Origin of the sequence: Bacillus oleivorans (assembly GCF_900207585.1) — a bacterium.
GTDB classification, from domain to species: domain Bacteria; phylum Bacillota; class Bacilli; order Bacillales; family JC228; genus Bacillus_BF; species Bacillus_BF oleivorans.
Genome location: NZ_OAOP01000013.1, coordinates 75,644 through 99,304, shown reverse-complemented (window position 1 = coordinate 99,304; position 23,661 = coordinate 75,644). Strand labels below are relative to the sequence as shown.

At 40.0% G+C, this 23,661-nt stretch carries 25 protein-coding genes and 1 riboswitch; of the genes, 5 read left to right on the top strand and 20 right to left on the bottom strand.

The genetic code is table 11. The annotated features are described in order from the left end of the window. Positions 1-109: 109 nt before the first annotated feature. Both CRO56_RS21300 and CRO56_RS21295 read right to left on the bottom strand, forming a co-directional pair. Positions 110-1,018, bottom strand: coding sequence for a class I SAM-dependent methyltransferase (locus CRO56_RS21300; protein WP_097160655.1), 909 nt, complete (start codon positions 1,016-1,018; stop codon positions 110-112). A 183-nt stretch (positions 1,019-1,201) separates the two neighbouring features. Next, positions 1,202-2,035 (bottom strand): hypothetical protein, encoded by an 834-nt coding sequence (locus CRO56_RS21295; RefSeq protein ID WP_097160654.1) that lies wholly within the window; start codon positions 2,033-2,035, stop codon positions 1,202-1,204. Positions 2,036-2,442: 407 nt separating this feature from the next. Between CRO56_RS21295 and CRO56_RS21290 the strand changes: the two genes are divergently transcribed. Then, entirely contained in the window at positions 2,443-3,444 is a 1,002-nt protein-coding gene (locus tag CRO56_RS21290; protein WP_097160653.1) for a glutathione S-transferase family protein, read from the top strand. A gap of 17 nt (positions 3,445-3,461) precedes the next feature. Continuing rightward, positions 3,462-3,968 (top strand): GNAT family N-acetyltransferase, encoded by a 507-nt coding sequence (locus tag CRO56_RS21285; protein WP_097160652.1) that lies wholly within the window; start codon positions 3,462-3,464, stop codon positions 3,966-3,968. Between the two features lie 339 nt (positions 3,969-4,307). On the opposite strand, the gene CRO56_RS21280 is transcribed toward CRO56_RS21285, so the two are convergent. The 6 genes from CRO56_RS21280 to CRO56_RS21255 all read right to left on the bottom strand — a co-directional run bounded on the left by CRO56_RS21280 (position 4,308) and on the right by CRO56_RS21255 (position 9,620). Beyond that, positions 4,308-4,622, bottom strand: a complete 315-nt coding sequence (locus CRO56_RS21280; protein WP_097160651.1) for a DMT family transporter — start codon at positions 4,620-4,622, stop codon at positions 4,308-4,310. Beyond that, positions 4,622-4,963, bottom strand: coding sequence for a DMT family transporter (locus CRO56_RS21275; protein ID WP_097160650.1), 342 nt, complete (start codon positions 4,961-4,963; stop codon positions 4,622-4,624). Before CRO56_RS21275 ends, CRO56_RS21280 begins: the two co-directional genes overlap by 1 nt. Positions 4,964-5,029: 66 nt before the next feature. Next, a riboswitch (guanidine-I (ykkC/yxkD leader) is annotated at positions 5,030-5,127 on the bottom strand. Positions 5,128-5,282: 155 nt separating this feature from the next. Beyond that, complete coding sequence (locus CRO56_RS21270) at positions 5,283-6,887, bottom strand: N-acyl-D-amino-acid deacylase family protein (protein ID WP_097160649.1); 1,605 nt, start codon at positions 6,885-6,887, stop codon at positions 5,283-5,285. Between the two features lie 45 nt (positions 6,888-6,932). Beyond that, entirely contained in the window at positions 6,933-7,796 is an 864-nt protein-coding gene (locus CRO56_RS21265) for a MurR/RpiR family transcriptional regulator (protein ID WP_097160648.1), read from the bottom strand. A 31-nt stretch (positions 7,797-7,827) separates the two neighbouring features. Continuing rightward, positions 7,828-9,324 (bottom strand): sodium/pantothenate symporter, encoded by a 1,497-nt coding sequence (panF, locus tag CRO56_RS21260; RefSeq protein ID WP_097160647.1) that lies wholly within the window; start codon positions 9,322-9,324, stop codon positions 7,828-7,830. An 11-nt stretch (positions 9,325-9,335) separates the two neighbouring features. Then, a complete protein-coding gene (locus CRO56_RS21255) occupies positions 9,336-9,620 on the bottom strand; it encodes a DUF997 family protein (protein WP_097160646.1) in 285 nt (94 codons plus the stop codon). 286 nt (positions 9,621-9,906) lie between these two features. Between CRO56_RS21255 and CRO56_RS21250 the strand changes: the two genes are divergently transcribed. After that, positions 9,907-10,194, top strand: coding sequence for a hypothetical protein (locus tag CRO56_RS21250; protein WP_097160645.1), 288 nt, complete (start codon positions 9,907-9,909; stop codon positions 10,192-10,194). A gap of 23 nt (positions 10,195-10,217) precedes the next feature. Continuing rightward, the gene (gene yidC / locus CRO56_RS21245; protein ID WP_097160644.1) at positions 10,218-11,000 is read left to right on the top strand and encodes a membrane protein insertase YidC; all 783 of its coding nucleotides are present in this window, start codon (positions 10,218-10,220) and stop codon (positions 10,998-11,000) included. Between the two features lie 66 nt (positions 11,001-11,066). Here the strand turns inward: yidC and CRO56_RS21240 are convergent, their stop codons facing one another. The 7 genes from CRO56_RS21240 to CRO56_RS21210 all read right to left on the bottom strand — a co-directional run bounded on the left by CRO56_RS21240 (position 11,067) and on the right by CRO56_RS21210 (position 16,769). After that, positions 11,067-11,303 carry a glutaredoxin family protein gene (locus CRO56_RS21240; RefSeq protein WP_097160643.1) on the bottom strand — a complete coding sequence of 79 codons (237 nt, stop codon included), beginning with the start codon at positions 11,301-11,303 and terminating at the stop codon, positions 11,067-11,069. Further along, entirely contained in the window at positions 11,300-11,626 is a 327-nt protein-coding gene (gene ytxJ, locus CRO56_RS21235) for a bacillithiol system redox-active protein YtxJ (protein ID WP_097160642.1), read from the bottom strand. The genes CRO56_RS21240 and ytxJ overlap by 4 nt, the downstream gene beginning before the upstream one ends. Positions 11,627-11,898: 272 nt before the next feature. Beyond that, on the bottom strand, positions 11,899-12,426 hold the full coding sequence (locus CRO56_RS21230; RefSeq protein WP_097160641.1) for an SRPBCC family protein: 528 nt from the start codon (positions 12,424-12,426) through the stop codon (positions 11,899-11,901). A gap of 85 nt (positions 12,427-12,511) precedes the next feature. Next, positions 12,512-12,844 (bottom strand): ArsR/SmtB family transcription factor, encoded by a 333-nt coding sequence (locus tag CRO56_RS21225; RefSeq protein WP_097160657.1) that lies wholly within the window; start codon positions 12,842-12,844, stop codon positions 12,512-12,514. A gap of 167 nt (positions 12,845-13,011) precedes the next feature. Beyond that, positions 13,012-14,271, bottom strand: a complete 1,260-nt coding sequence (locus tag CRO56_RS21220) for a GntP family permease (protein ID WP_097160640.1) — start codon at positions 14,269-14,271, stop codon at positions 13,012-13,014. Positions 14,272-14,370: 99 nt separating this feature from the next. Beyond that, entirely contained in the window at positions 14,371-15,147 is a 777-nt protein-coding gene (locus CRO56_RS21215; RefSeq protein WP_097160639.1) for a 3-hydroxybutyrate dehydrogenase, read from the bottom strand. A 257-nt stretch (positions 15,148-15,404) separates the two neighbouring features. Beyond that, on the bottom strand, positions 15,405-16,769 hold the full coding sequence (locus CRO56_RS21210; RefSeq protein ID WP_097160638.1) for a sigma-54 interaction domain-containing protein: 1,365 nt from the start codon (positions 16,767-16,769) through the stop codon (positions 15,405-15,407). A gap of 115 nt (positions 16,770-16,884) precedes the next feature. On the opposite strand from CRO56_RS21210, the gene CRO56_RS22690 reads away from it, so the two are divergent. Next, positions 16,885-17,145: a hypothetical protein gene (locus tag CRO56_RS22690; protein WP_142305235.1), complete on the top strand. Its 261-nt coding sequence runs from the start codon at positions 16,885-16,887 to the stop codon at positions 17,143-17,145. A 60-nt stretch (positions 17,146-17,205) separates the two neighbouring features. On the opposite strand, the gene xylF is transcribed toward CRO56_RS22690, so the two are convergent. The 5 genes from xylF to CRO56_RS21180 form a co-directional block, all read right to left on the bottom strand. Then, entirely contained in the window at positions 17,206-18,318 is a 1,113-nt protein-coding gene (gene xylF, locus CRO56_RS21200) for a D-xylose ABC transporter substrate-binding protein (protein WP_097160636.1), read from the bottom strand. 7 nt (positions 18,319-18,325) lie between these two features. Beyond that, positions 18,326-19,888, bottom strand: a complete 1,563-nt coding sequence (locus tag CRO56_RS21195; protein ID WP_097160635.1) for a response regulator — start codon at positions 19,886-19,888, stop codon at positions 18,326-18,328. Further along, on the bottom strand, positions 19,881-21,323 hold the full coding sequence (locus CRO56_RS21190; protein ID WP_097160634.1) for a sensor histidine kinase: 1,443 nt from the start codon (positions 21,321-21,323) through the stop codon (positions 19,881-19,883). The genes CRO56_RS21195 and CRO56_RS21190 overlap by 8 nt, the downstream gene beginning before the upstream one ends. After that, positions 21,320-22,300: a substrate-binding domain-containing protein gene (locus tag CRO56_RS21185; protein WP_097160633.1), complete on the bottom strand. Its 981-nt coding sequence runs from the start codon at positions 22,298-22,300 to the stop codon at positions 21,320-21,322. Before CRO56_RS21185 ends, CRO56_RS21190 begins: the two co-directional genes overlap by 4 nt. Before the next feature lie 184 nt (positions 22,301-22,484). Next, entirely contained in the window at positions 22,485-23,657 is a 1,173-nt protein-coding gene (locus tag CRO56_RS21180) for a sugar ABC transporter permease (RefSeq protein ID WP_097160632.1), read from the bottom strand. Positions 23,658-23,661: the final 4 nt, after the last annotated feature.

Genomic DNA, 23,661 nt, shown 5'->3' with positions numbered 1-23,661 from the left:
TCTTTGGCATGCCTACTTTTCCATCACTCGCTAGTTTTAAAACAAGGATCATTTCGTATCTAGTAATTTACTTTGTTAGCTTGATGGGCATGGGGTCTGCCCCTATCATTTACTTTTTAACAGCATGAAGATAGTGAATCGTTTCAAAGGCTGAAAGATAATCATTTCTATCTCTAAAATATAAGCGATCGATATCTTCAGGTGACAAGTGTTCATATATCAGTAAACCTGATTTTTCTAAAAGACTCGTTATTTCGTTATATGAAAAACAGGATTTCATTGTCTCCCCGCTGGCTGCCGCCATTTTCACCATATTTTCAACTCTATTAAACTTTCCTTTTGCATGAAATAAATTCTCATCAGCATAATCAAACACAATCGAGCTTCCAGAGGGCAGCTGACTAAATAAATGATTGAGTAAGCTTGAAAACTGCGCTTTTGTAAGATAATAAGAAACTCCCAGCAGACTCAAGAATGTTTTTTCCCTCCTAAACCCGGCACCTATTAGATTTGTTTCATTGAAGTTCTTCGTAAAGTCCATATCAACAAAATGATAATTATTCGGGATGGTAAAATTAGCATCCTCCAGCCTCTTTTTCTTAAACTCCTGTGTAGCGGGATGATCGATTTCAAAGATCTCCAGGGTGTTTTCTAATTCTGGATGCCGAAAACCAAAAGTATCCAATCCGGCTCCCAGTATGACATATTGCTTAACCCCTAATAAAATTTCATTGAGCAAGACCTTTTCGCAATAAGCTGCACGTGCTAATGGAGTTGGAGATAATTGAATCTGCGTAATCCATTTTAATCCCTCGTCTGCATTGCCCTTAAATTTTTCCGCCATTTCTTGATCGAAAAACTGGATACCTCGAACCATGTTCTCTTTGATATCATTAAATTCCTTTTGTGTAAGTAGATTCTTTGCAAGATAGTCATCAAAGATTTTCGGTGTGTCAAATTGACTGTGATAAGCTCTTCCAAAAGCGGATATTAATGAAGTAAGACTTTCTTTTTTCATGAAAATACCACTCTCCTTCATTTCATAAAAAAAATAGGATTCCCCTGGCCAGGAGAATCCCATATTACCCGATTTTTCGTAAACTGTAAATTATAGCATAAATAAATTTTTTTGTCAAATTTTTTGAATACACCTGATTTGTCTCTTCCTATGATTAATCGCTAATCGCCATACCACCATCTCTTACTCCTGATTTAATCCATAACTCTGCTCCAATTCCTCTTTGGTTGTTTGCGCTTCTTCGAAATCGGAAATAACGGTGTCTAATTGCTCATCAACAGAGACTCCCTTTTGTTCTGCCCCTGGTTTTAAACTCTCAAGGATCGCAATTTGTCCGTTATAGCAGGATGTCATACTTTCGATGGTTTGGTTTAACAGTGTCCGTTCTTCTTCAGGAAAGTCATCTCCATAAAATTCTGCTTCTCCTTTTAAGTCGGTTAAGCTGCCCAAAACAGAAAACTCCATCACATCTATGGTCGAGTTTATTTCTTCGATTATCTCACTTTCTTCCGTAAGCTCTTTGGATTTATAAGTTATAAAAAAGTTAAAAGTGCTTTCCGAGCTTGTTATATCGATCCAATTCATGGCGTACCCGATATCTGTCTGAAAAACAGTTGTATAAATCACCTGACTGGAGTGCAGCTTTTCAAGTGCGTTTACAGCCTCTTCATCGGCAAGCTCTTCAATGGCGGTTTGCAGAGTTGAAATAACGTTATTTATTTCCTCATCACTGTTTGATTCTAAGCGGACATCACTGCCAATCGCAGTTGCAATCAGGTTCAGTTCATTGCGAAAATGAGGGAAATCCTCTCCCTCCATGTAGCCAAGCGTTTCATTAGCTTCCTTATTAAAATTCACTTGAGCATCCAGCCTCTCCTGGATTTCTGCCTTGGCTGCTGCACCATTACCTTCTCCAGCAGTGCCTTCATCTCCCTCATCTATCGCTGTTCCGCATCCTGTCATAACACATAACAGTATTGTAATTAGTAATGGTACCTTTCCTGTTAGTCCCTTCATGTAAACCTCCTGATCACTTGTCTTATAAAAGGTAATATTTTCTTCCTCGGTATTTTTTATTCCCGAGGCATCAGACTTAACTTGGGGTTAGCGGACATAGGTTCCGTTATTCAGATAAAATTCAGGGGTTTTTCTAACCGAGCGGACATACGTTCCGTTATTCAGCAGAAATCAGGGCATTTTCCAATAAAAATCACTCAATAACGGATCTCATGTCCGCAAAATCTCAAGATCCCACTAAATTATAGAAATAGCGGATCCTATGTCCGATACGAAAGGGATTCCCAGATTATAAATACTAAAATCATTTATTTGACTAGGACTCTATAAAAAAACTAAAATACGGTAAAGTTTACTTTTTTTATTATTACATATTTTCCGACACTTCCATTAGAAAGGGTGGTTACATGACTGAAGTTGAAGAGCAATCCAAGAAACCCCACGAAATTAAGGCTGACGGTTCCTTTAACAGGCAAAAAAATAGATTTACCACACCATTCGGAAACCTACCGGGTCAATTGCCGGTTGAATCAGGGCGATATCGCTTATTATGGTCAGCGGCTTGTCCCTGGGAGCATCGCTCGGTCATTGTCCGAAAGATTTTAGGTCTGGAAAACGTGATTAGCCTGGGTACGGCAAGTCCGATGCGCCCTAGGATTGACCGGGTCGACTGGGAATTTTCTTTAGATAAAGACGGGGTTGATCCTCTTTTAGGCATTCGATATGTGAGCGAGGTTTATAAAAATGCAGATTCGGATTATGAGGGACGGCCAACAGTTCCAGTACTAGTCGACATTAAAAAGAAACACGCGGTCCAAAATGATTATTTTAAGCTAACTAATTATCTCGAAGTGGATTGGGCACCGTTTCATAAAAAAAATGCTCCTGATCTATACCCTATACATTTGCGTGAACAGATCGATGCTTTAAACGATGTCATTTTCCATGATGTTAACAACGGCGTATATAAATGCGGCTTTGCTCAGTCTCAGGAAGCCTATGAAAAAGCATACGATACCCTTTTTGCAAGATTAGATGAATTAGAGGAAAGGCTTTCTAATCAGAGGTTCTTATTCGGGGATTACATCACCGATTCTGATGTGCGCCTCTATACGACGCTTGTTCGTTTTGATGCAGCTTACTACAATGCTTTCAATACAAACAGAAATCTGATTCGCGAGTTCCCTAACCTCTGGGGCTATGTCCGCGATTTATATCAAACACCTGGCTTTGGGGATACGACTGATTTTGCTGCGATCAAACGGCACTACCATTTATCCATCACAATTTCACCTGATAAACCTGAAATTAAAATTCTGCCTAAAGGTCCAGATATATCTGTTTGGAACCTGCCGCATAATCGTGAAACCTTAAGTAAAAGCCAAGAAAAATTTTTAATCCAGCCATAGATTGGGGAGCTCAAATCATGTTAAAAATACGTGATGCCTTAAATGAAGAAATGGAATTTATTCGTAAACAAAGAGTTGCGGCCTATCATGAGCACGCACAGGTTATTCCAGCTGACCACTGGAATGCACTTAAGAAGGCAATCCTTTCAACTGCAGATACGGAGCCAAATGTTGAGGTGATTGTTGCGGAACTAAATGGTCAGATTGTCGGCAGTGTTGCATTATTTCCTCCAAAAATGGATGCATACGATGGGTATGTAGAGGAACTGGATTACCCAGAAATAAGGATGCTCGCGGTTGCCCCCGATGCCCAAGGAAAAGGAGTAGCCACCTCTCTCATTTCGGAGTGTATAAAAAGAACGAAAGCTAAAGACTTATATGCTATCGGACTTCATACTGGCGAATTTATGAAAAATGCAATCAGCCTCTATTCAAGAATGGGCTTTGAACGTTTGCCGCAATACGATTTTGTGCCGGCTAATGATGGAATTGTTGTGAAAGCGTTTCGGTTGATAATTAAATAAGTAAACCCATGAGCGACCTGCCCCCAAATACGTTAGCACATTAAGGGGTAGGTCACACAAATCGACTTTTATTGAAAATATAGGCTTCCGCACTGTTTACATAATATTATTATGGTTATTAATCATTATTAAATACTATCTTGTCAAGGTTGATTCAATGTATCTTTAAATTATATTTTGGATTAAGATAATAATGAGATTAGGTGCATTGAACAGCTGATCTTAGCAACTATATACCGTAGTGAACTGCTAGTTTGATGTTGATATAAACGTACCACCTCCTCTTCAGCTAGGCGGTCCGCTACTTCTTTTGTTTTGACTCGCATTAAAATAATTATTTTACGAAACGAGTTTTAGTCCAATTGCCGCACCTAAAATAGTTACAATACATGCAATTCTTCTCCATTCTTTTGATTCACCGTAAAATATGATGCCTAATATTGCTCCGCCAGATGAGCCAATTCCTGTCCATATTGCATAAGCTGTCCCCATAGGCAGAGTTTTCATTGCATAAGCAAGAAATAGAAAACTAGCTCCAAATCCGAGAATTATTAATAATAAGGATTTCCAATTACGACTGTTAATCCATTTATTAATGGATAAAACACCAAATGCTTCACATAATCCTGCTATGATTAATGATACCCAGGCCATTAGGACTCAACTCCTTCCTCCATATCGTCTTTTGTTATTAACTTCAATCCAATAACACCAGCTAGTAATAGTAAAATCAAAATAATTTTTTCCATTTTGATTGGTTCTCCAAAAAATATGATTTCAGATATGACTGTTCCTGCTGTCCCCAATCCTACAAACACTGCATATACAGTCCCGACCGGAAGTTTCCGGCTAGCCATTATTATTAAATAGAAACTTATAAAAATCGAGATGCCTGTTCCTGTCCAGGTCCAAAAACCATTTGCATGTTTTAGACCGATAACCCAAAATACTTCAAAAAATGCACCAATAAACACTTTAAGCCAATTAGCATTCATTCAATATAACCTCCTTCTTGAATTTTACTTAAAACAAAAAAACCTGAGAGATTACTGTTAAACAGTATCTCCCAGGCTTTTATCCTTCCGTGACACAGCATAGCTGTGAGTTTTCTCTCGGACCAGTCCAACACCATTGTTGCGGAACCCTAGAAAACTTTTAACATATGCAATTACCATAGATTATACACAAGTTTAAAATTTTTACAATGGCCTGACTCTCGTGCGTGGTAACTCTTTACCACGAGGGGTCTGGCCAATTAGTATCCTTTTGATGAAATGGGACTTACTGACTTGTAAAATTTTCTAAACTTAAAGATTAGTTTACAGTCTCAACATATTCCCCTTCTCTTCGTAACACCTGGCCAGCCGTAGCACCTAAGAATTTCCCATCTTCTGCTGCTAGTTGGCCATTAACAAATACATAATGGATACCGGTTGGTTCTTGTAGAGGATCTTCATAGGTTGCATTATCTTTGATGGTATCCGGATCAAAAATAACAATATCAGCAGCATATCCTTCTTTTATGAGGCCTCTGTTCTTAAGCCGTAACAATTGGGCAGGTGCACCTGTCATTTTACGAACCGCCTGTTCCAGTGTTAATGCTTGTTTATCTCTAACAAAATGCCCTAATACTCTAGGATACGTTCCGTAAAGACGCGGATGCGGTTTACCTCCAAAAATACCGTCAGAGCCGACAATTTGTAATGGATGCTGCATCCCGCCAGTTATTACTTCTTCTTCGCCCCAATGCACAAGCATAGTGATTCCGGCATTTTCTTCAAGAAGAAGCTGAAAAGCTGCGTCTTCAGGTTCAATTCCCAGCAACTCTGAAATTTCAACCATATTTTTTCCTTCAACCCAGCGGTTCTTTTCAGTTGAAACAGAGGTTAGAGTGATATTCTCCCACCCGCAAGTAAGAACCCAGTTTTCATAATCACTATTATTCTTAAAATCTTCTTTTATACGCGCCTGTACATCCGTGTCTTTTAATTTTTCCAATAATTCTGCAGTTCCTCCTGAATGCATCCAGGGGGGAAGTATCGCATGAAAAACCGTGGATCCTGCAGTATAAGGATATTGATCGAAGGTTACTTCAATACCTTCATTCCTTGCTTCTTCCATTTTATCCAGAGCCTGTTCATACTTGGATCGATTTATTTTTCCGGCAACCTTAAAATGAGACACATGGAGTCGCACACCTGATTGTCTAGCTACATCTATTACTTCTTCTAACGCTTCAAGTGACTTATTACTTTCGTTACGAATATGGACTACAAAACAGCCATTATATTTTGCTGCTCCCTTACAAATCTCAATTAGCTCTTCCTTATTCGAGAATACGTTAGGCGGATAAACAAGCCCTGAAGATAATCCTACTGCCCCTTGTTTCATTCCTTCCTCAACTAGTTCTCTCATTTTAATCATTTCCTCTTTGGTAGCTTCACGGCCGTCAAATCCCATTACCAATGTCCGAACAGCACCATGTGGAACAAGGTAAGTCGCATTCCCAGCAATGTCGGATTGATCTAAAAAGTTGAGATATTCCTCAATTGAATTCCATGGCCAATCACCAATATCACCATTTAAACCTTTTAATTGTTTTTGCCAAAGCGGCTTGGTTTCCTCTGATACAGGGGCTACTGAGATCCCATCCTGGCCAAATAATTCCGTTGTTACTCCTTGTAAAACTTTAATTTTATGAATCTCCGGTTTTATACAAAGGAGATCAGAATGAACATGTGTGTCAATAAATCCAGGAGTTACTGCCATTTTGTTGGCATAGATGATTCTTTTCGCACTTTCATTGTTTAAATCACCAATCTTACAAATGATTCCGTCTTTAATACCTAAATCAGACTTAGTCCATGGATTTTCTGTCCCGTCGTATATATGTCCATTTTTAATTATATAATCAAACATGGTAAGACCTCCTGTAATTTCAGATGGCTATTAATGAATAGAGAATTATTCAGGTTTAACAAATGGAAAGAAGTCATAGCTAATATTTTCGTATTCGTCTAATCTCTTCTTTACATCCTCCCAATCAGAAACGGCAACTGCGTTTACTAACAAGTTAAGTAACGAAAAAATGACTGGCATTCCCTTCAATGCAGAAGGTGTTGGTGATTGCACTTTCAACAAATAATCTGCCAGAATGCCTACTGGAGAAAGCTCATTATCTGTAATGGCAAGAATGGATGCCCCGCGTTTCTTTGCAGCCTGCACAAAGGTAAGCGTCTCTTGTGCATACCGGGGAAACGAAAAAGCAATCACTAAACTGTCAGTTGAAATTTGTGAGATGATATGAATCGCATCATCAATGTCAACACGATAAAGGTGCGAATTTCCGATTACAACATTAAGACTAAAAGCAAGCCAACTAGCCGGGGCATGGGAACTTCTAAATCCTAATATGATGCGATTCTTACTTTCTACAATTCTCTTAATAATGACTTTTAACGTCTCTAGATCAATTGATTCTGAAAGCTTTTTAATATAGTAAATATCTTCTGCAAGTGTATGTTCAATAAGCTGCTGATTTCCGCTAAGAGCTTCTGTTGAATGACGATAATTTTCAAAAGTTTCATCATGTTTCTCTTTTAAGACTGTTTGTTGAATTAGCTTCTGTAAATCACTGTACCCGGAGAAACCGAGATTATAACAAAAACGAATGACCGTTGACTCACTGGTATTGGTAATGTCTCCAAGCTCTTTAGCAGTATAAAACGCTACTTTTTCTTCATGCTCACTTACAAAAGTTGCAACGATTTGCTGTCTTTTTGTTAATTCATTAAATTTTAATCGAATCGTTTCTTTTAGCATCTTCATAAAATGGTTTGACCTCTATAAGTTTTAATGTTTATCCAATGGAATGATGTTTAAGATTAGAGGCATTACTTTTCTGGCTGCCCCAGAAATTATTGATAATTTGATGTGAAGGTCGTGGAGTTAAATAGCTGAATACAATCATCATGAAAATGGAAAATGCAGTTGCTGTTACAATAGTTTGCATTCCGAAAGGATTCGGGAAAAACTCACCAAGAATGATATAGCTAATTAAGCCTGAATACATGGAAACAATTGCTCCCCATCTATTTGCTCTCTTCCAGTAAAGACCAAAGACAATCGGAGCAAAGAATGTAGCTTCTAGGCCGCCAATCGCATAAATTACAAGAAATTGCAAATAATCCGGAGGTGTCAAGGCGAATAAAACAACACCTACTCCAATAATTAGTGTTGAAAAGTAGGATAGTTTTGCTATCTTCCTTTCACTTGCTCTAGGGTTGATATAATTTAAGTAAATATCTTTAACAACTGAGGAGCTAGTAACAAGGAGCATGGAATTCACTGTTGACATGATTGCAGCCAGCGGAGCTGATAATACAAGTCCCGCCACCCAGCCAGGCATTATATCTAAGATGAGAGTAGGCAAAGCCATATCTGGTGTAGAAATTTCCGGATAAAGCACCCTGACAAATGGACCAAGGGTTGCAAAGAAAATCGAAAATAGCGCCATAATAAAACCGCTATAGATAATAGACTTATGCATGGACTCCGTATTTTTAAAGGTCATCCCCCTGACTGAAGCATGAGGCAAACCGATTGCTGCAATACCAAACAGCATAAAATAGGAAAAAAGCATTAATGGTGTTGTTCCAGAGGGTCCAGGTAATTCAACCAATTCAGGATGTTCCGCAGCTATTTGTCCGATGAGACCACTAAAGCCCTCTGTTTTAACTAAGAAGAAAATCCAAAGCAATACCCCGCCCAAAATCATAATAACTCCTTGAATGGCATCAGTTATTGCAACCGCTCTAAAACCGCCATAGACTGTGTATAGGACAACCGCTAGCCCAAAAATTATTAATCCTGTTTTATAAGGCAATCCCGTTATCGATTCTAAGATTCTCGCTCCCCCTACAAATTGAGCCACCATATAGGCGCTAATGAAGATAATAATCCCTATCGAACTTCCCAGTACGACCGTTTTACTTTGATATCTTTCCTTAAAAAAATCAGTTAATGTCACCGCATTAATCTTTCTCGCAACGATGGCAAATTTTTTCCCAAGAATCCCTAGGATATAGACCCCCATACCGACTTGAGTCAGTAAAATTAAGATCCAACTGAAACCGGAACTATAGGCAACTCCTGGTGAACCAATAAATGTCCCTGCACTTGCAGCTGAAGCGAGAATAGTAAATGTCAATACAAACGGGCCAAGTGACCGTCCCCCAATAAAGTAGTCCTCTTGGAAATTTGCATTTTTTACCTTCATATGTCTATGTAATACAAGTCCTATTGCAAATGTAGCAATCAGAGCAAGAAATATTGGTATCAATACATCCCATCTCATTAAACAAACACCTACCCTTCATCCTCAGCTTCAATTGAAATGTCTTTGTAAAAATACTTAATCATGAAATAAGGAAGGATACAAAAAATCAAAGTCCCGATAATGCCTCCCCAAAAGAACCACGCAGGAAATCCCAAAATATAACTCATAGAATCTGCCGTTTTATTAAAACCGATTAATAAAGAAACTCCTCCAACTAACAAAATATTAATCACAAATAACCCAATCGTCGCCCACATTTCTTTTGTACACTGAGCAAACCTTTTGTCCTCTATGAACTCCTCCTGATCTTTCAATTTTTCAACCTCCTTCTTGACGTTTTTACTTCTTTTCTAAAAAATATTGAAGTTTCCACTTCATTTTTAAGTATAGTAACCCATCAAAATAGCCAAGTCAATAAAATATTTGAAATTTTTAAATTATTTAAAATAGGTTGATAAATTGACAAAAAAAGACAAAATGGCTGCACACCCATACGCATTACCATATCGGGGGGGTGCCTCGAATATATTTCCCATTTGTCCTTTTCATCGATTCAAGTTATAGTAAAGACACAAACTCATCATTAATGAGGTGTTCTCATTGTTTGATCTATTGCTGGATGTCTCAAGTATTTCTACTTTTTATATGATATATGCCGGGATTTTGCTTAGCCTGGGGTTAGCTGTTTTATTAAGGAACATTGAGACCCCATTGGTAAGTTCATATTCCTTCAAGGATCACAATCTAAAGCCGCTTTATTTGCTTTCACAAATAAATAAGGTACTGACTGTCAGTTCCGTAATTATCTGGCTGTTTAAAGCAGCTAAAAAATATCAATTCTCGGATGAGGATGGAGAGGACTCTATTTCTTCCTATTACTTTATTTAAGAAAATAATGAGGAGGAAATAGATTGAAATTCATCAAAAAGATTTTTTTGTTAGCCTTATTTGTTCTGAGTCCTGTGCTACTCACCGCATGTCAGCAATCAAGCACCAATGAGACTGGATTCTTTCAGCAGTTTCTCGTCAATCCTTTTATTGAGGCGATTCACTGGATAGCAGCTGTTTTTGGTGATAATTATGGCATCGCCATTATCACGATCACCATTATCATAAAGCTTATCTTAATGCCGCTCATGCTGAAGCAATATAAAAATCAACAGCAAATGAAAATAAAAATGGAACAATTAAAGCCTGAGATGGAAGAAATTCAAAAGAAGATCAGGGAGACGAAAAGTAAAGAAGAGCAACAAAAACTACAGCAGGAAATGTTCGCTTTATATAGAAAGCACGGGGTAAATCCATTAAATATGGGTTGTTTGCCAATATTAATTCAAATGCCGATCCTGCTCGGACTGTACTACGCAATCCGCGGTTCCCACGAAATTGCGACTCATTCATTTTTGTGGTTCAGTCTCGGACAGCCTGACCTTTTGATTACAGCCATTGCGGGAATTGTTTACTATTTACAATTTAAGGTGAGCCTCATCAATTTGACAGAAGAGCAACGCAAGCAAATGAAGCTTATGGGACTGATTTCACCAATCATGATTGTGGTCATTTCCTTAAACGCACCAGCAGCCCTTCCCTTATATTGGGCGGTCGGCGGACTTTTTCTAATCATTCAATCATGGATAGGAAAAAGACTTTATCCGCAGACAACAACGGGTCAAGTTGAATCAATAAATAGCTAAAATAAAGGGCCTGACCATCAGTTACGGTAATACGTACCAATACTGGAGTCAGGCCCCTGCAATTATTTATTTCACTGTCGCAATTAACTCTCTCAACTCGGGAGTAAGTCCTTTTACTGCTTTGTCACCGACTACAGTTACAGGAACACCCATGAAGCCAAATTTTTCTACTTCTTTTTGGTACTCCTCACTTTTCATGACATCGCGGACTTCGAAAGGGATGCCTTCTTCTGTCAGCATTTGTTTCACAAAGCCACATTCAATGCAGCCTTCAGTCGAATAGACAATCACTTGTTTGCTCATGCCCCGATAGCCTCCTTGATTGCATCCTTTGTAATCTTCCAGTGAGACGTATTCCATTTAACTTCTCCGTCTTCAATCAGGAAAATCTGCGGAGACTCGTGTTTAATGCTAAAGTCTTCTGCAATTTGATTAGAAACAGGGCGATCTTCAATTACATGTACGATTGCTGCTGAAGCCTCATTTTCAGCCACATAAGATTGGAATTCCTCATGTGCTTTCGCACTAATTGGGCAAGTGGTACTATGTTTAAAAAGCAAATGCTTTCCAGGTTGTCCCACAAAATTATTTAATTCTTCAATTGATGTCAATTGCTTAACCGCCATCTTCGTCACCATCCTAAAAAAATAGTATCGCGTTTAATTTACCATAACTGTTAAATAATCTCTAGAAAATCGCCTTGAAACAGGGGGACGGTTCTTGCGTTTCATTATCTTTCTCCAATATGTCGATGTGCAGAAATAAACATTTCAGTAGCCGGAACAGCTCGTCTCAAGGGATCTTAAGAAATAATATACCTAAAAAAAAAAAGGCCTGACCCCCAGTGCAAAAATGCTTTTAAAGCACTGAGGGTCAGATCCCTTTGTTAGTGATGTCCTTATGCGGCTTGTATCTCTTTTAACAGTTCGTCAAGGCGCTCGATTTGTGACTCAAATCCTTGAACAACTCCCATATCCAGTACTTTTTGAAGTTCCTCTGCGGAAGCAAATTGAGTTCGTATAATGAGTTTTGTCTTTGCTCCTTGTTCAACGAAAGTTAAAGAAATCAACATTTCTGGCATGTTTTCAGGCACGTTGCCTTCCTCATCTGAAAATTGATCGATGTAGACAATTTTTTCTGGTTCAATAATTTCTTGATAGGTTCCCTTCCCCCAAGATTCTTGACCATAAAATTCCCCTTGGTTTCGATCCATGCACGTCATGCAATAATGCCATACTCCACCTGGCTTAAATTCAAATTTTTTGTTTTTGGTTTGCCATCCTTGTGGGCCCCACCAGTTTTCCAAATGTTCTGGCTCTGAATAAACTTTAAATAAGAGATCGCGTGGTGCATCGAAAACACGCTCCATAATGAGATCTCGACCTTCTACCTGAACTGTCAAGTTACTAGTTTTGTTTTCTGACATATTCTTTCCTCCTAATTTAATGAATAAAAACTCTCGAAACTACCCTCCTCTTAAAATTTAGATTTCATAGCTGGTACTGAATCCATTATTCCTTCTTGTCACGGTGTTCATTTTCCTGCAATTTGTACAGATAATCGTCCAAACGGTCCAATCTTTTTTCCCAGATTTGGCGGTAAGACTCGAGCCAAGCATCTAATTCTCTGAAGGGTTGGGACCTTAGCTGATAGATCCGTTTGTTTGCGATTGGCTGCACCTCCACGAGCCCAGCTTCACTAAGTACACGGAGATGCTTGGAAACTTGAGGCTGACGGAGCTGAAGAAGATCGGCTATTTCACCAACTGTACAAGGCCCGTCTCGCAACAATTCAATGATGTGTAAACGATTAGGTTCTGCAAGCGCACTCAATAATTTTTCCATAATCTGGATATAACCTAACAGGAATATTCCTGTCAAGGAATATTTTTTTAAACATGGGTGAAACATGGGGACGGTTCTTTTGATTCATTTTCCTTCTTCCATTAAAAGAGGCCTGACCCCCAGTGCAATAAAACTTTAAAGCAATGCGGGCCTGACCCCAAACTTAATTAATAAATCCCCATTGCCGCCAACAAGATCGCAATAATCACAGAAACAATCGGAATCAGCAAGGAAACTACAAAAATATCCTTATAACTGTCCTTATGAGACATGCCAGTAATTGTAAGTAACGTTAGAACCGCACCATTATGCGGCAAGGTGTCTAAACCACCTGAAGCAAGTGAAGCTACCCTATGGAAGGCTTCCGGCGAAATACCGGTTTGCATCGCAATTTGGTAGTATTTATCCCCTAAAGCTTCCAAGGCAATCCCCATTCCTCCAGAAGCCGATCCCGTCGCACCCGCGAGCAAATTAACCGCAATCGCCTCTGAAATCAACGGATTCCCTTTAATATTAAGCAACATATTCGTTAACGTCTCAAATCCAGGAACGGCCTTTACAACCGACCCAAACCCGACAGCTGCACTTGTGTTAATAATCGCTGTAACCGAACCAATGGCTCCAGCATTAATCGCTTTAACGAACGATTTGAACTTCTGAAAATTAAAAATTAAGATTAAAAGAATACCAGATAATAAGGCAATAATGATATCCCATTCCAAAATATTTAATGTAACTAGTACAACGATTAAAGGAAGGAGCGACAGAATAAAGTTTGGTGTATCTCCAGTATTTTCTACAATTTTTTTACCCTCAGGCTCTGTAAAAACCTCACCCTTAGCTGTCATCACCTTCTCGCGCCAGCGCAAATAGAAGTATCCGCCTACCCCCATAATCGGGGCAGCGGTTGGTGAAGTCTCGAAATATTGCATCGGAATTAAGTTCTGGATTTGTGGTGTACCCGGCACCGCAGTCATTGTAAAGGTAAACGCCCCGAGCGCAACCGTACCCGGTATGAGCTTACGGCTAATATTCGCTTCCCGGAACAGCCCGATCGCAAGCGGATAAACGGCGAACACCACTACAAATAGGCTGACACCACCATATGTTAAAACAGCACAAGAAATTAAAACCCCAAGAATGGCCCGTTTTTTCCCCATTAATTTCGATAACACAACCGCTACCGATTTCGCCATTCCCGTATCTTCCATAAGTTTTCCGAAAACCGCCCCTAACATGAAGACCGGAAACCATGCCTTCGCAAACCCGACAAACCCTTCCATGTAGGTTCCTTTATAGGCATCCAATAAATCCAGTCCGCCCGTTAATGCCACGACTCCTGCTGAAATCGGCGCAATCCAGATAATCGACCAGCCGCGATAGGCCAAGAACATCAGGACGGCTAATCCTAAGATAATCCCAAGCATACTTTTACCTCCTTATAAAACTAGTAAATCTGGCAGCTTCTCCGTATCCCATCTGTAAAATCAAAAGATGTATGTGAACGCTTCCATTTTTATCTAAAATTATTGAGCTGTATAACCGCCGTCAAGCACAACCGCCTGACCCGTGACCCCTTTTGCTTTTTCACTGGCTAAGAACAAAGCATAATCCGCAATTTCCTGAACAGCCAGCAAACGCTTTTGTGGAATTAACGGATATAAAACCTCATCCAAAACCTTCTCAACCGTTATATTTCTTGTTTTTGCTAAGTCTTCAAACTGACCGCGCACAAGCGGCGTATCCACATAACCAGGGCAGATCGCATTAACGGTTACGCCTGAATCGGCTGCTTCCAGCGCCGCAACCTTCGTTAACCCAATCACTCCATGCTTCGCACTATTGTAAGCTGCTTTCCCGGCGAACCCAATCAATCCATTGATAGAAGCAATGTTGATAATACGACCAAACTTCTGCTTTTTCATAATCGGAAACACGTGTTTAATCGCCATAAATGGTGCAACAAGCATAACTTTAATTAAGTACTCAAATTTATCAGTCGGAAAATCTTCAATCATTGCCACATGCTGCAGCCCTGCATTGTTAATCAATACATCTACCGTTCCATATTGTTCAACCGTAAGATTGATTGCCTTTTGCAGGTCCTCTTCATTGGTGACATCACAGCGGATCCCCTGGCAGTCATACCCTTCCTGTCGGAGCTTCTCAGTAACATCTTTTAACTTAGCTTCATTTACATCTGAAAAAACAACTTTGGCTCCCTGCTTTAAAAAGTTGACGCCAATTTCATAGCCAATCCCGCTGGCTGCTCCTGTGATAAATAAAACTTTATTTTCAACCATTTTTTCACAACCCCTTTCGTTACTAAAAAAAATCGTGAAGCGTTCATATAAATACATGCAAGAATCGTGCCAACCAGACTCGAAATCTAAAAAAAATATGAACTTTGCGGTTAAGCCCCTTAGGAAAACAAGCTTCCCAAATAAAAAAATCCCCCTTTCCAAGTTTTCGGAAAGAAGGATCCTAAACAGCTTGTCCATCGAGTTTAATCAGTTATTTTCCGATTTTCTGGACTGATTCCGAATTTCTGGAAACTCCCTTACAGCCCATATTTTTTAAACTTATCATACAAGCTCGACTTCCCGATCCCTAATAGTTTGGCAGCTTGGATTTTATCCCCTTCACATTTAAGGATTGCCTGCTCAATCGCCTGCTTTTCGGTCCGTTCTAAGATATCTTTCAAACTACTATTTTTGTCCATTAAAACTGGCTTTGTTTGAAAATGATCAGGCAGATCATCCATCGTAATCATTTCCTGGTTGGTTAAATGAACTGCTGCTTCCACCACATTCTCCAGTTCACGGACATTCCCGGGCCAATCATATTCCATAAACCGCTCCAACACTTGATTATCGATATCAAGCACTCTTTTACCCGATCGGTCACTAGATTTATGTAAAAAATACTTCGCTAACACGCGAATATCCTCTTGCCGTTCTCTTAAAGGCGGAATATGCAGCCGCAAAACATTTATCCGATAAAATAAATCCTCGCGAAAGGCTTTTGCATGAACCAATGTTTCTAAATCCTGATTGGTTGCCGCAATCACCCGGACATCAACTTTTTCAGGCTTCACCCCGCCGACAGGGTGAACCTCCCCATCCTGTAAAACTCTTAGAATTTTAACTTGAGCACTCAACGGCATATCCCCGATTTCGTCTAAAAAAATCGTGCCGCCATTGGCTATCTGAAATTTCCCATCTTTACCGCCCTTTTTAGCACCGGTAAACGCACCATCCTGATAGCCAAAAAGCTCTGATTCAATCAAGTGCTCAGGGATCGCCGCACAATTAACTGTCACAAAAGGCTGGCCGCTCCGTTCGCTCAATTGGTGAATACTATGGGCAATCAGCTCTTTCCCCGTCCCGCTTTCCCCCGTAATTAATATCGAAGCATCTCCCGTTGCCACCCGCTTTACTTTATTTTTTAAATCAATCATCTTCGCAGAAATGGCCACAATGTCATGAAGCGAATACACAGCCCCCTGATTTTTCTTCAGCTGATTGCGATACTGCTCCACTTCCAGCAGCAGGGCTTTAATATGACTGTTCATCTTCATCCATTCCTTCGTGTCCCGATAGAGAACGACCCCAATCGCTCCAATCACCTTCCCATCCGACCAAACTGGAATCCGATTGGCAATCATATAATTCCCGCGGATATACTGTAAATCTGCAATCTCTGCCTTCCCGGATTGCACCACAAGATGCATCCGTGTATTCTCGATCACATCAGTCACATGTTTGCCCATAGCATCCTCAAGTCGGACTCCAAGAAAGTCACAATAGCTCTGATTTAAATAAATGACATATCCTTGGTCATCGACGATTACTAAACAGTAATGGGCACTTTCGAGAACAGCTTCGATAAATTCTTCCCGGTATGGAGTTTTGAGTAACAGCATATGAATCAGTCCTTATTAATGAAAAATATTTAATATTTTCTAATAATTATAACACTATTAATAGTAAAGTCTTTACTGATTCGAAAACCTCCACATGCTTTATGTGCCGCTCCATATGTTTTATTTGCCGTTCCACATGCTTTATGTGCCGTTCCATATGTTTTATGTGCCGCTACACATGTTTTATGTGCCGTTCCACATGTTTTATGTGCCGCTCCACATGTTTTATGTGCCGCTCTACATGTTTTATGTGCCGCTACACACGCTTTATGTGCCGTTCCACATGCTTTATGTGCCGTTCCATATGTTTTATGTGCTGTTCTACATGTTTTATGTGCCGTTCCACATGTTTTATGTGCCGCGCCACATGTTTTAGGTGCCGCTATACATGCTTTATGTGCCAATAGCATTACTTACTATTTCTACATACATATTATTATTCTTCATCTCGTTCTGCCTTATAAACATCCTCTTTTGAATGGAAATCATCAGCGATAATGGTTCCGTTGATATTAGTCTTATCTACGGCAATTGGAGTAAGGAGGACGGAAGGGACTTCGACTCTGCCGTTATTAATGCTTGTCTCGGCTTTAAATGTTTCACCTGTCGCTAGCATAACCGCAAGCTCAGCCGCTTTTTCCGTCAGTGATTTAATCGGCTTATAAACCGTCATCGTTTGGGTCCCATCAACAATTCGCTGAACCGCCGCAAGATCTGCATCCTGTCCGGAAACTGGTATCTTCCCGGCTAATCCATGGGCCTCAAGCGCTCTTATCACTCCGCCAGCGGTTCCATCATTAGCTGCAATGACGGCGTCGATTTGATAATGATTAGCCTTAAGCGCTTCTTCCATATTATGATAAGCATTTTCAGGAGTCCAATCCTCTGTCCACTGATCGTAGACGACTGTAATATCACCACGATCGATCAATGGCTGAAGCACATTAAATACTCCTTTTTTAAATAAATGCGAATTATTGTCGGTGTAAGCTCCGCCTATATAAACATATTTTCCTTTTGGAACTAGTCCAGTTATGGCTTTTGCCTGCAGCTCCCCTACCTGTACATTATCGAAGGATACGTACAAATCAATCTCAGCATTTTTTACTAGCCGGTCGTAAGAGATGACTTTAATTCCTGACAGGTGGGCTTTATTCACAATTGCTGCTGTCGCTTCGGCATTGTAGGGAACAACAACTAGAATATCAATGTCCTGGCTAATTAGAGTTTCAGCCTGAACCAATTGCAGGACTTCATCTCCATGTGATATTAATATTTCCACTTCGGCCCCTAATGCTTCAGCTGATTCTTTGAACAGCTCTTTGTCCTTTAGCCACCGCTCTTCCTCTAATGTATCCATCAGAAAACCAATTTTGACCTTCTCTTGGTTGGATGGCTGTTCAGGGCTGATTCTTTCATTTTCGGATGCTTCAGAGGAAACCGCATTACCTGAATTTCCGCTTTGTTCTTCACAGCCTGAGACTAAGAAAAACAATGCTGCCATAAGCAGTAACCATTTGATTTTTATTAGGTTAAAAAAACTCCTCATCGGCTTCTCACCTTTTCAATTCGGTCTCCATTACCTTTGATTTCTTTCTAAAAAGTGTATTCCGGTATTCCTTTGGTGTTAGGTTACACACTTTTTTAAACACCTTACTAAAGTAGTTCGGCTCATGGTAGCCAACTTCAAATGTAATTTCCTTTATGCTCTTCTCAGGATCGGCCAGCAGTTTCTTCGCTTGATCAATCCGGCATTCCGTTAAGAAATCGATATAATTGATTCCTAGCTTTTCTTTAAAAATTTTACTGATATAAATCGGACTTAAATTTACTTTTTTGGCTAATTGTTCGAGAGAAATGTCTTCATGCGAGTGTTCGATAATGTATTGTTTCAGATTAAGAATCGTATCGGATTCCATGTGCTCAAAATGTTCAATGTATTTATCCTTCATGCGATCTAGCAGCATTCCTGTTTCGGAGCGAAGCTGGCGATAATCCTGGATCTGGAAGGAATAAAGCGGAGTGACAGTTTCGACACCCAATTCATTGAGCGTTCGTGATACAATCCAGAGAACTTCTAAAATCTTCTGCTGCGACTGTAAGAGGCTGTATCCTTCAATCTCATAATAGTGAATGATATCCATCAGTTTATTTAGGACCTGCTCCCAATCTCCTAATCTGACAGAATCGGATATTTCTTGTTCTCGCTGTTTATGTAATTGCCCGTTGTACATTTTATTTAGATTAGGAACATCTGAATAAAATTTATATTTAACCGGAAGCGTTGTATCCATAGTTGCCATTAACGATTCCTGATAGGATTGTCTGACTTCATCCAATGAACGATACACATTGCCAATCCCGATAAACAATCCTGATTCTTGCTCGAACTTTGCAATCGACAATATTTGACGGGCAAGGTTTACTGCTTGTGAACGAAATGATTGATCTGGGTTACGAAATACAATGATCGGGAGCTGACTTCCATATATCGCTCCGACCAATCCACTCTGTCTTACTTTTTCTTTAATGGCCGCATATAAATTCTCCGATTTCGTCGGAACAATCACCACCATGACAAACATCTCATCCATGGTTTGAATGTCTAGCATTTCCACGAGCATATCTAAATGGACTTCATGTACATGATCAAACAACAGCTGTGTCACGATATCTGTCTCAACTAAGGCTAACGTTTTTTGCAATGCTTCCTTTTGCAATATGCTTGTTGCTAGATGCTGTTTTTCTACTTCGATTTGTTTTAATACTTTGCCAATCGTCTCAGCAATTTCGCTGGCTTTACTCGGTTTAAGCAAATAGTCCTTGGCGCCAAGTTTGATTGCCTGCTGCACAAATTTAAACGTGTCGTAAGCTGTGACCATAATAAATTTGATGTGCGGATAATCTTTACTGATATGTTCCACCGCTTCCAGTCCGCTCATTCCGGGCATTTTTATATCCATTAATATAATATCTGGCTGGAAACTAACCGTCTTTTCGATCGCTGTTTTTCCATTTTTCGCTTGTTCGATGACAAGGGTTGGGAATGCATTCTGCAGGATCGCCTGCATTCCTTCCCGTTCAATTTGCTCATCATCTACGATCAGGAGCTTAATCACGTTTATCAACTCCTCTTTTTAAATGAAGAACGACCTTCGTACCCATTCCTTCTCGGCTTTCAATATGGATAACGTCTTCATATCCGTAAAAAAGTCTAAGCCGCTTCACAACATTACTGAAGCCAATCCCTGTAGAATGTCCCTCAGATTCAATCGTGTCTTCCTTTAGAATTTGCTTCATTTTTTCCTTTGGCATTCCCGTCCCATTGTCTTCGATTTCAATAATGACCTTCCCTTCTCGCTTCATGATCCGCAGCCAAATGATGCCGCCATCCTCCATCGGTTCCACCGCATGTATGACCGCATTTTCGATAATCGGCTGTAAAGTTAACGCCGGGATGGTGACATCTAAGCAGTCTTTGTTGATATCGGTAAAAAAAAGGAGACGTTCTGTAAATCTTGCTTTTTGGATATGCATATATTGCTGCATAACCAGCACTTCCTCCTTCAGCGTTACAGCTCTATCAACCCGCTTTAAGTTATAACGCAGCAGACTGGCAACACTTACAAGCAAGTCGCTCGTTTCTTCAGACCCTTCTAAATAAGCTTTCTTAGAAAGTGTGTTGAGTGTGTTAAACAAAAAGTGAGGATTGATCTGGCTTTGCAGGCTGCGAAACTGGCTTTCCTGCAATAAAATCTTACTTTGCTGGAGTTCGTGCTCAAGCTGTGCCTTTTGCTTCGTTTCTAAAAATAAGTTATTGATATTAATGCGCATACGATCAAATGTCTTAGCGAGAAAGGCAATTTCGTCGTTCGTATCTACCTTTATTTGCCTATCGAAGCGGCCGTTTGACAGCTCATTGGCAGCCGCTGTCAGCTGCTGAACCGGTTTCGTTATTCCTAAGGAGAACCAATATGTGCCGAGCAGCAAAAGAAATGTAATCAGGAGTAAAAGCCAAATACCAAGCTGAACCAGCTCTTCTGATTGCTGGATGATTCCCCGATACAATCGATCGTACGTCTTTAGCTCTTGATCGATTAAAGTAAGGGTCATCTCCGAAATATAGTTCGATATCCGCGTTGCCTCTGAAAACTCCCTTGCCGATGACTCCGTATCCTTTTCCGCATGATAGATGAGAAGACGTTCCGTCGTTTCTATGAAACTATCAATCAAATTTACATAGTTCGTTAAGGTGAAATCGTTTTCTTTATTTCTCAGCTTAAAAACTTCATTTTTTACATTTTCTATTTTACTTATACTCCCACTAAGCAGCTCCATATTATCCAGCGATGAATTCAGCATATAGTTATTTAAATCGACGATGATCTGCTGACTCGCACTTGTCACAGCATTCATACTTAAATATCGCTGCAGGATCTCGTTATATTGGGCTTGAGTTTTATGGTTGTAATAGGTTAATGTGATCCAGATAGTGGACATGATAACCAGTACAATAATAGTAAGCATCCATATCTTCTTGTGAATTGTATTCATTGAACGTCATTCGCCCTTATTACTTTAATATCAGTAAAGTACCCATCAATATCTAATGGAACGGTCTCACCATCCAGCCATTCCACCATACGCTGAACACTGATTTTCCCCATCCGTTCAGGCGACTGCTCAACCATCGCATCCACCTTTCCATCTTTTAGAAGAGATAATGATTCGGGACCATCGTCAAAAGTATAGATATAGTACGGTTCAAGTTGAGAGCGCTTTCCAATTTCTTGAATCAAAGTTCCTGCAAAATTGGCATTGACAGCAATGATCGCTTCAGCATTAGGCATCCGATTCAGCATATCTTGGGTGGCAGCCACGATTTGGTCTTTATTGTCCAACGTTTCTGCATATCCAATTTTGATGTCGGGGTATTTCACTAGTACATCTTGAATCCCTTTTAATCGCTGTTCCTGGTAAAATTCTTGCTGATTGTCATACATGAGGATCACGGTCCCTTCCTCACCCATGTCACTAATTAATTGCTGGGCTATAGCTTGACCAGCTTCATATTGATCGGAACCAACATACGTTCTCCTGAGACTTTCTACCATTGGCACATCATTCGCCACTGTGATAATCGGGACTCCATACGATGATGCTTTAATTTTCGTTAAATTTTTAAATTCGTCCGTATCTAGGCCCTGTACGATAATACCAGCTACTTTCGAGTATAGGGCAATATCGATTTTTCGCAGAAACTCGTCCTGATTGTTACTATAGCTTCCCCATACTTCAAGACTGACACCTTCCTCCCGTGCCTGTTCGATGGCACCTTTTGCAACCTTGTCCCAAAACGGGGTATCTATATCTTGAGTAATTAAAACCAATCGATTTTCTAGTTCGTTTGGAGTATTTATGATTTGCGGCATTTGCCACTCGGATCGAAACACCTTTTCTGCAGAAATAATCGTGTGATAACTGAGGAATAGGAATATGCTCGCAAAGATAATCATTCCCGTTTTGCTCATGTGTCGTGCTCCTTTCCTTTCTTCATGATCTGCCAGAAAAAGTTGAATAATTATGAAAACTTAGGTTAAACCATTGACTTTTGAGGGATATCTTGAGGATATGAATGCCTATTAAATCAATCTGGATAACAACAAAGGGACTGCTCGTGCCCCTTTGTATGTATTGTATCAAAAATAAACTCTATTACCCTTTTCTTCTAGTCGTGACATCAAAGATAACAGCCGCAGCCAGCACTCCGCCGCGAATCATATATTGATAGGATATACCGACTCCGAGCAGATTCATACCGCTCGTCAAAGATGCCATAACAATTGCGCCAATGATAGCCCCCGTCACTTTCCCGACACCGCCGGCAGAAGAAACACCGCCTACATAAGCAGCTGCAATCGCGTCCAATTCGAATAATGTTCCCGCCGTTGTGGTTGCCGACTGCAGACGGGAAGTGAAGAGAATACCGGAAAGGGCGGATAACAGACCCATAGAACCGAATACTATATACGTAATTTTTTTAACGTGGATCCCGCTTAGGTGAGCAGCTTCCGGATTGCTTCCGACTGCATAGATATGTCTGCCGAGTACAGTCTTGGTTGTAAAGAAATGATAGATAAAAAGAACAGCCATCATGATAATAACCGTCCATGAAAAACCGTTATATCCTGCCAGAATCCATGTAATATAGGCGATAATCGCCGATACAAAGACTAATTGTATAATAAAGATTTCTTTAGAAACGACAGCAAAATGATATTTGATTTTGTTCCTGCGGTTAGCAATCGCCGTGTAAATATAAAATAGGATACCTAGTGCACCTATGAGTAATGTCAGCAAATGCAGACCATTGATTTCCATAATCGATGGAATAAAGCCATTACCGATTGCATTAAAGCTATCGTCTTGGATAATGATAGTACCCGTTTTTTCAGTGACTTGAAGCAATGCCCCGCGATAGATGAGCCATCCGGCTAGTGTGGCAACAAACGCAGGAATTCCGATTTGCGCAACTAAAAAGCCTGTCGTAAACCCAGCCAATGTGCCAAGTATGAGAATAATCGGGATGACAGCATATACGGGCATACCCGCCTGCATCAGAAGAATCGCGGCAATGGCACCCAGGAATCCGGCTAAATATCCAATCGACAGGTCAATGTGACGAATCACGATGACAAGCATGACACCGACCGCCAATACAGCAATATAGCCTGTAGAATCTAGTAAATTACTAATATTGCGGGAAGACAAGAAGAGCCCGTCTGTTAAGATCGTAAATATCATAATAATAACAAAAAGGGCAATATACATGCCATAGTCTCGAATATTTTCACTTAACAGCTTTTTGGCCTCGTTCATTAAGTTCATTCGT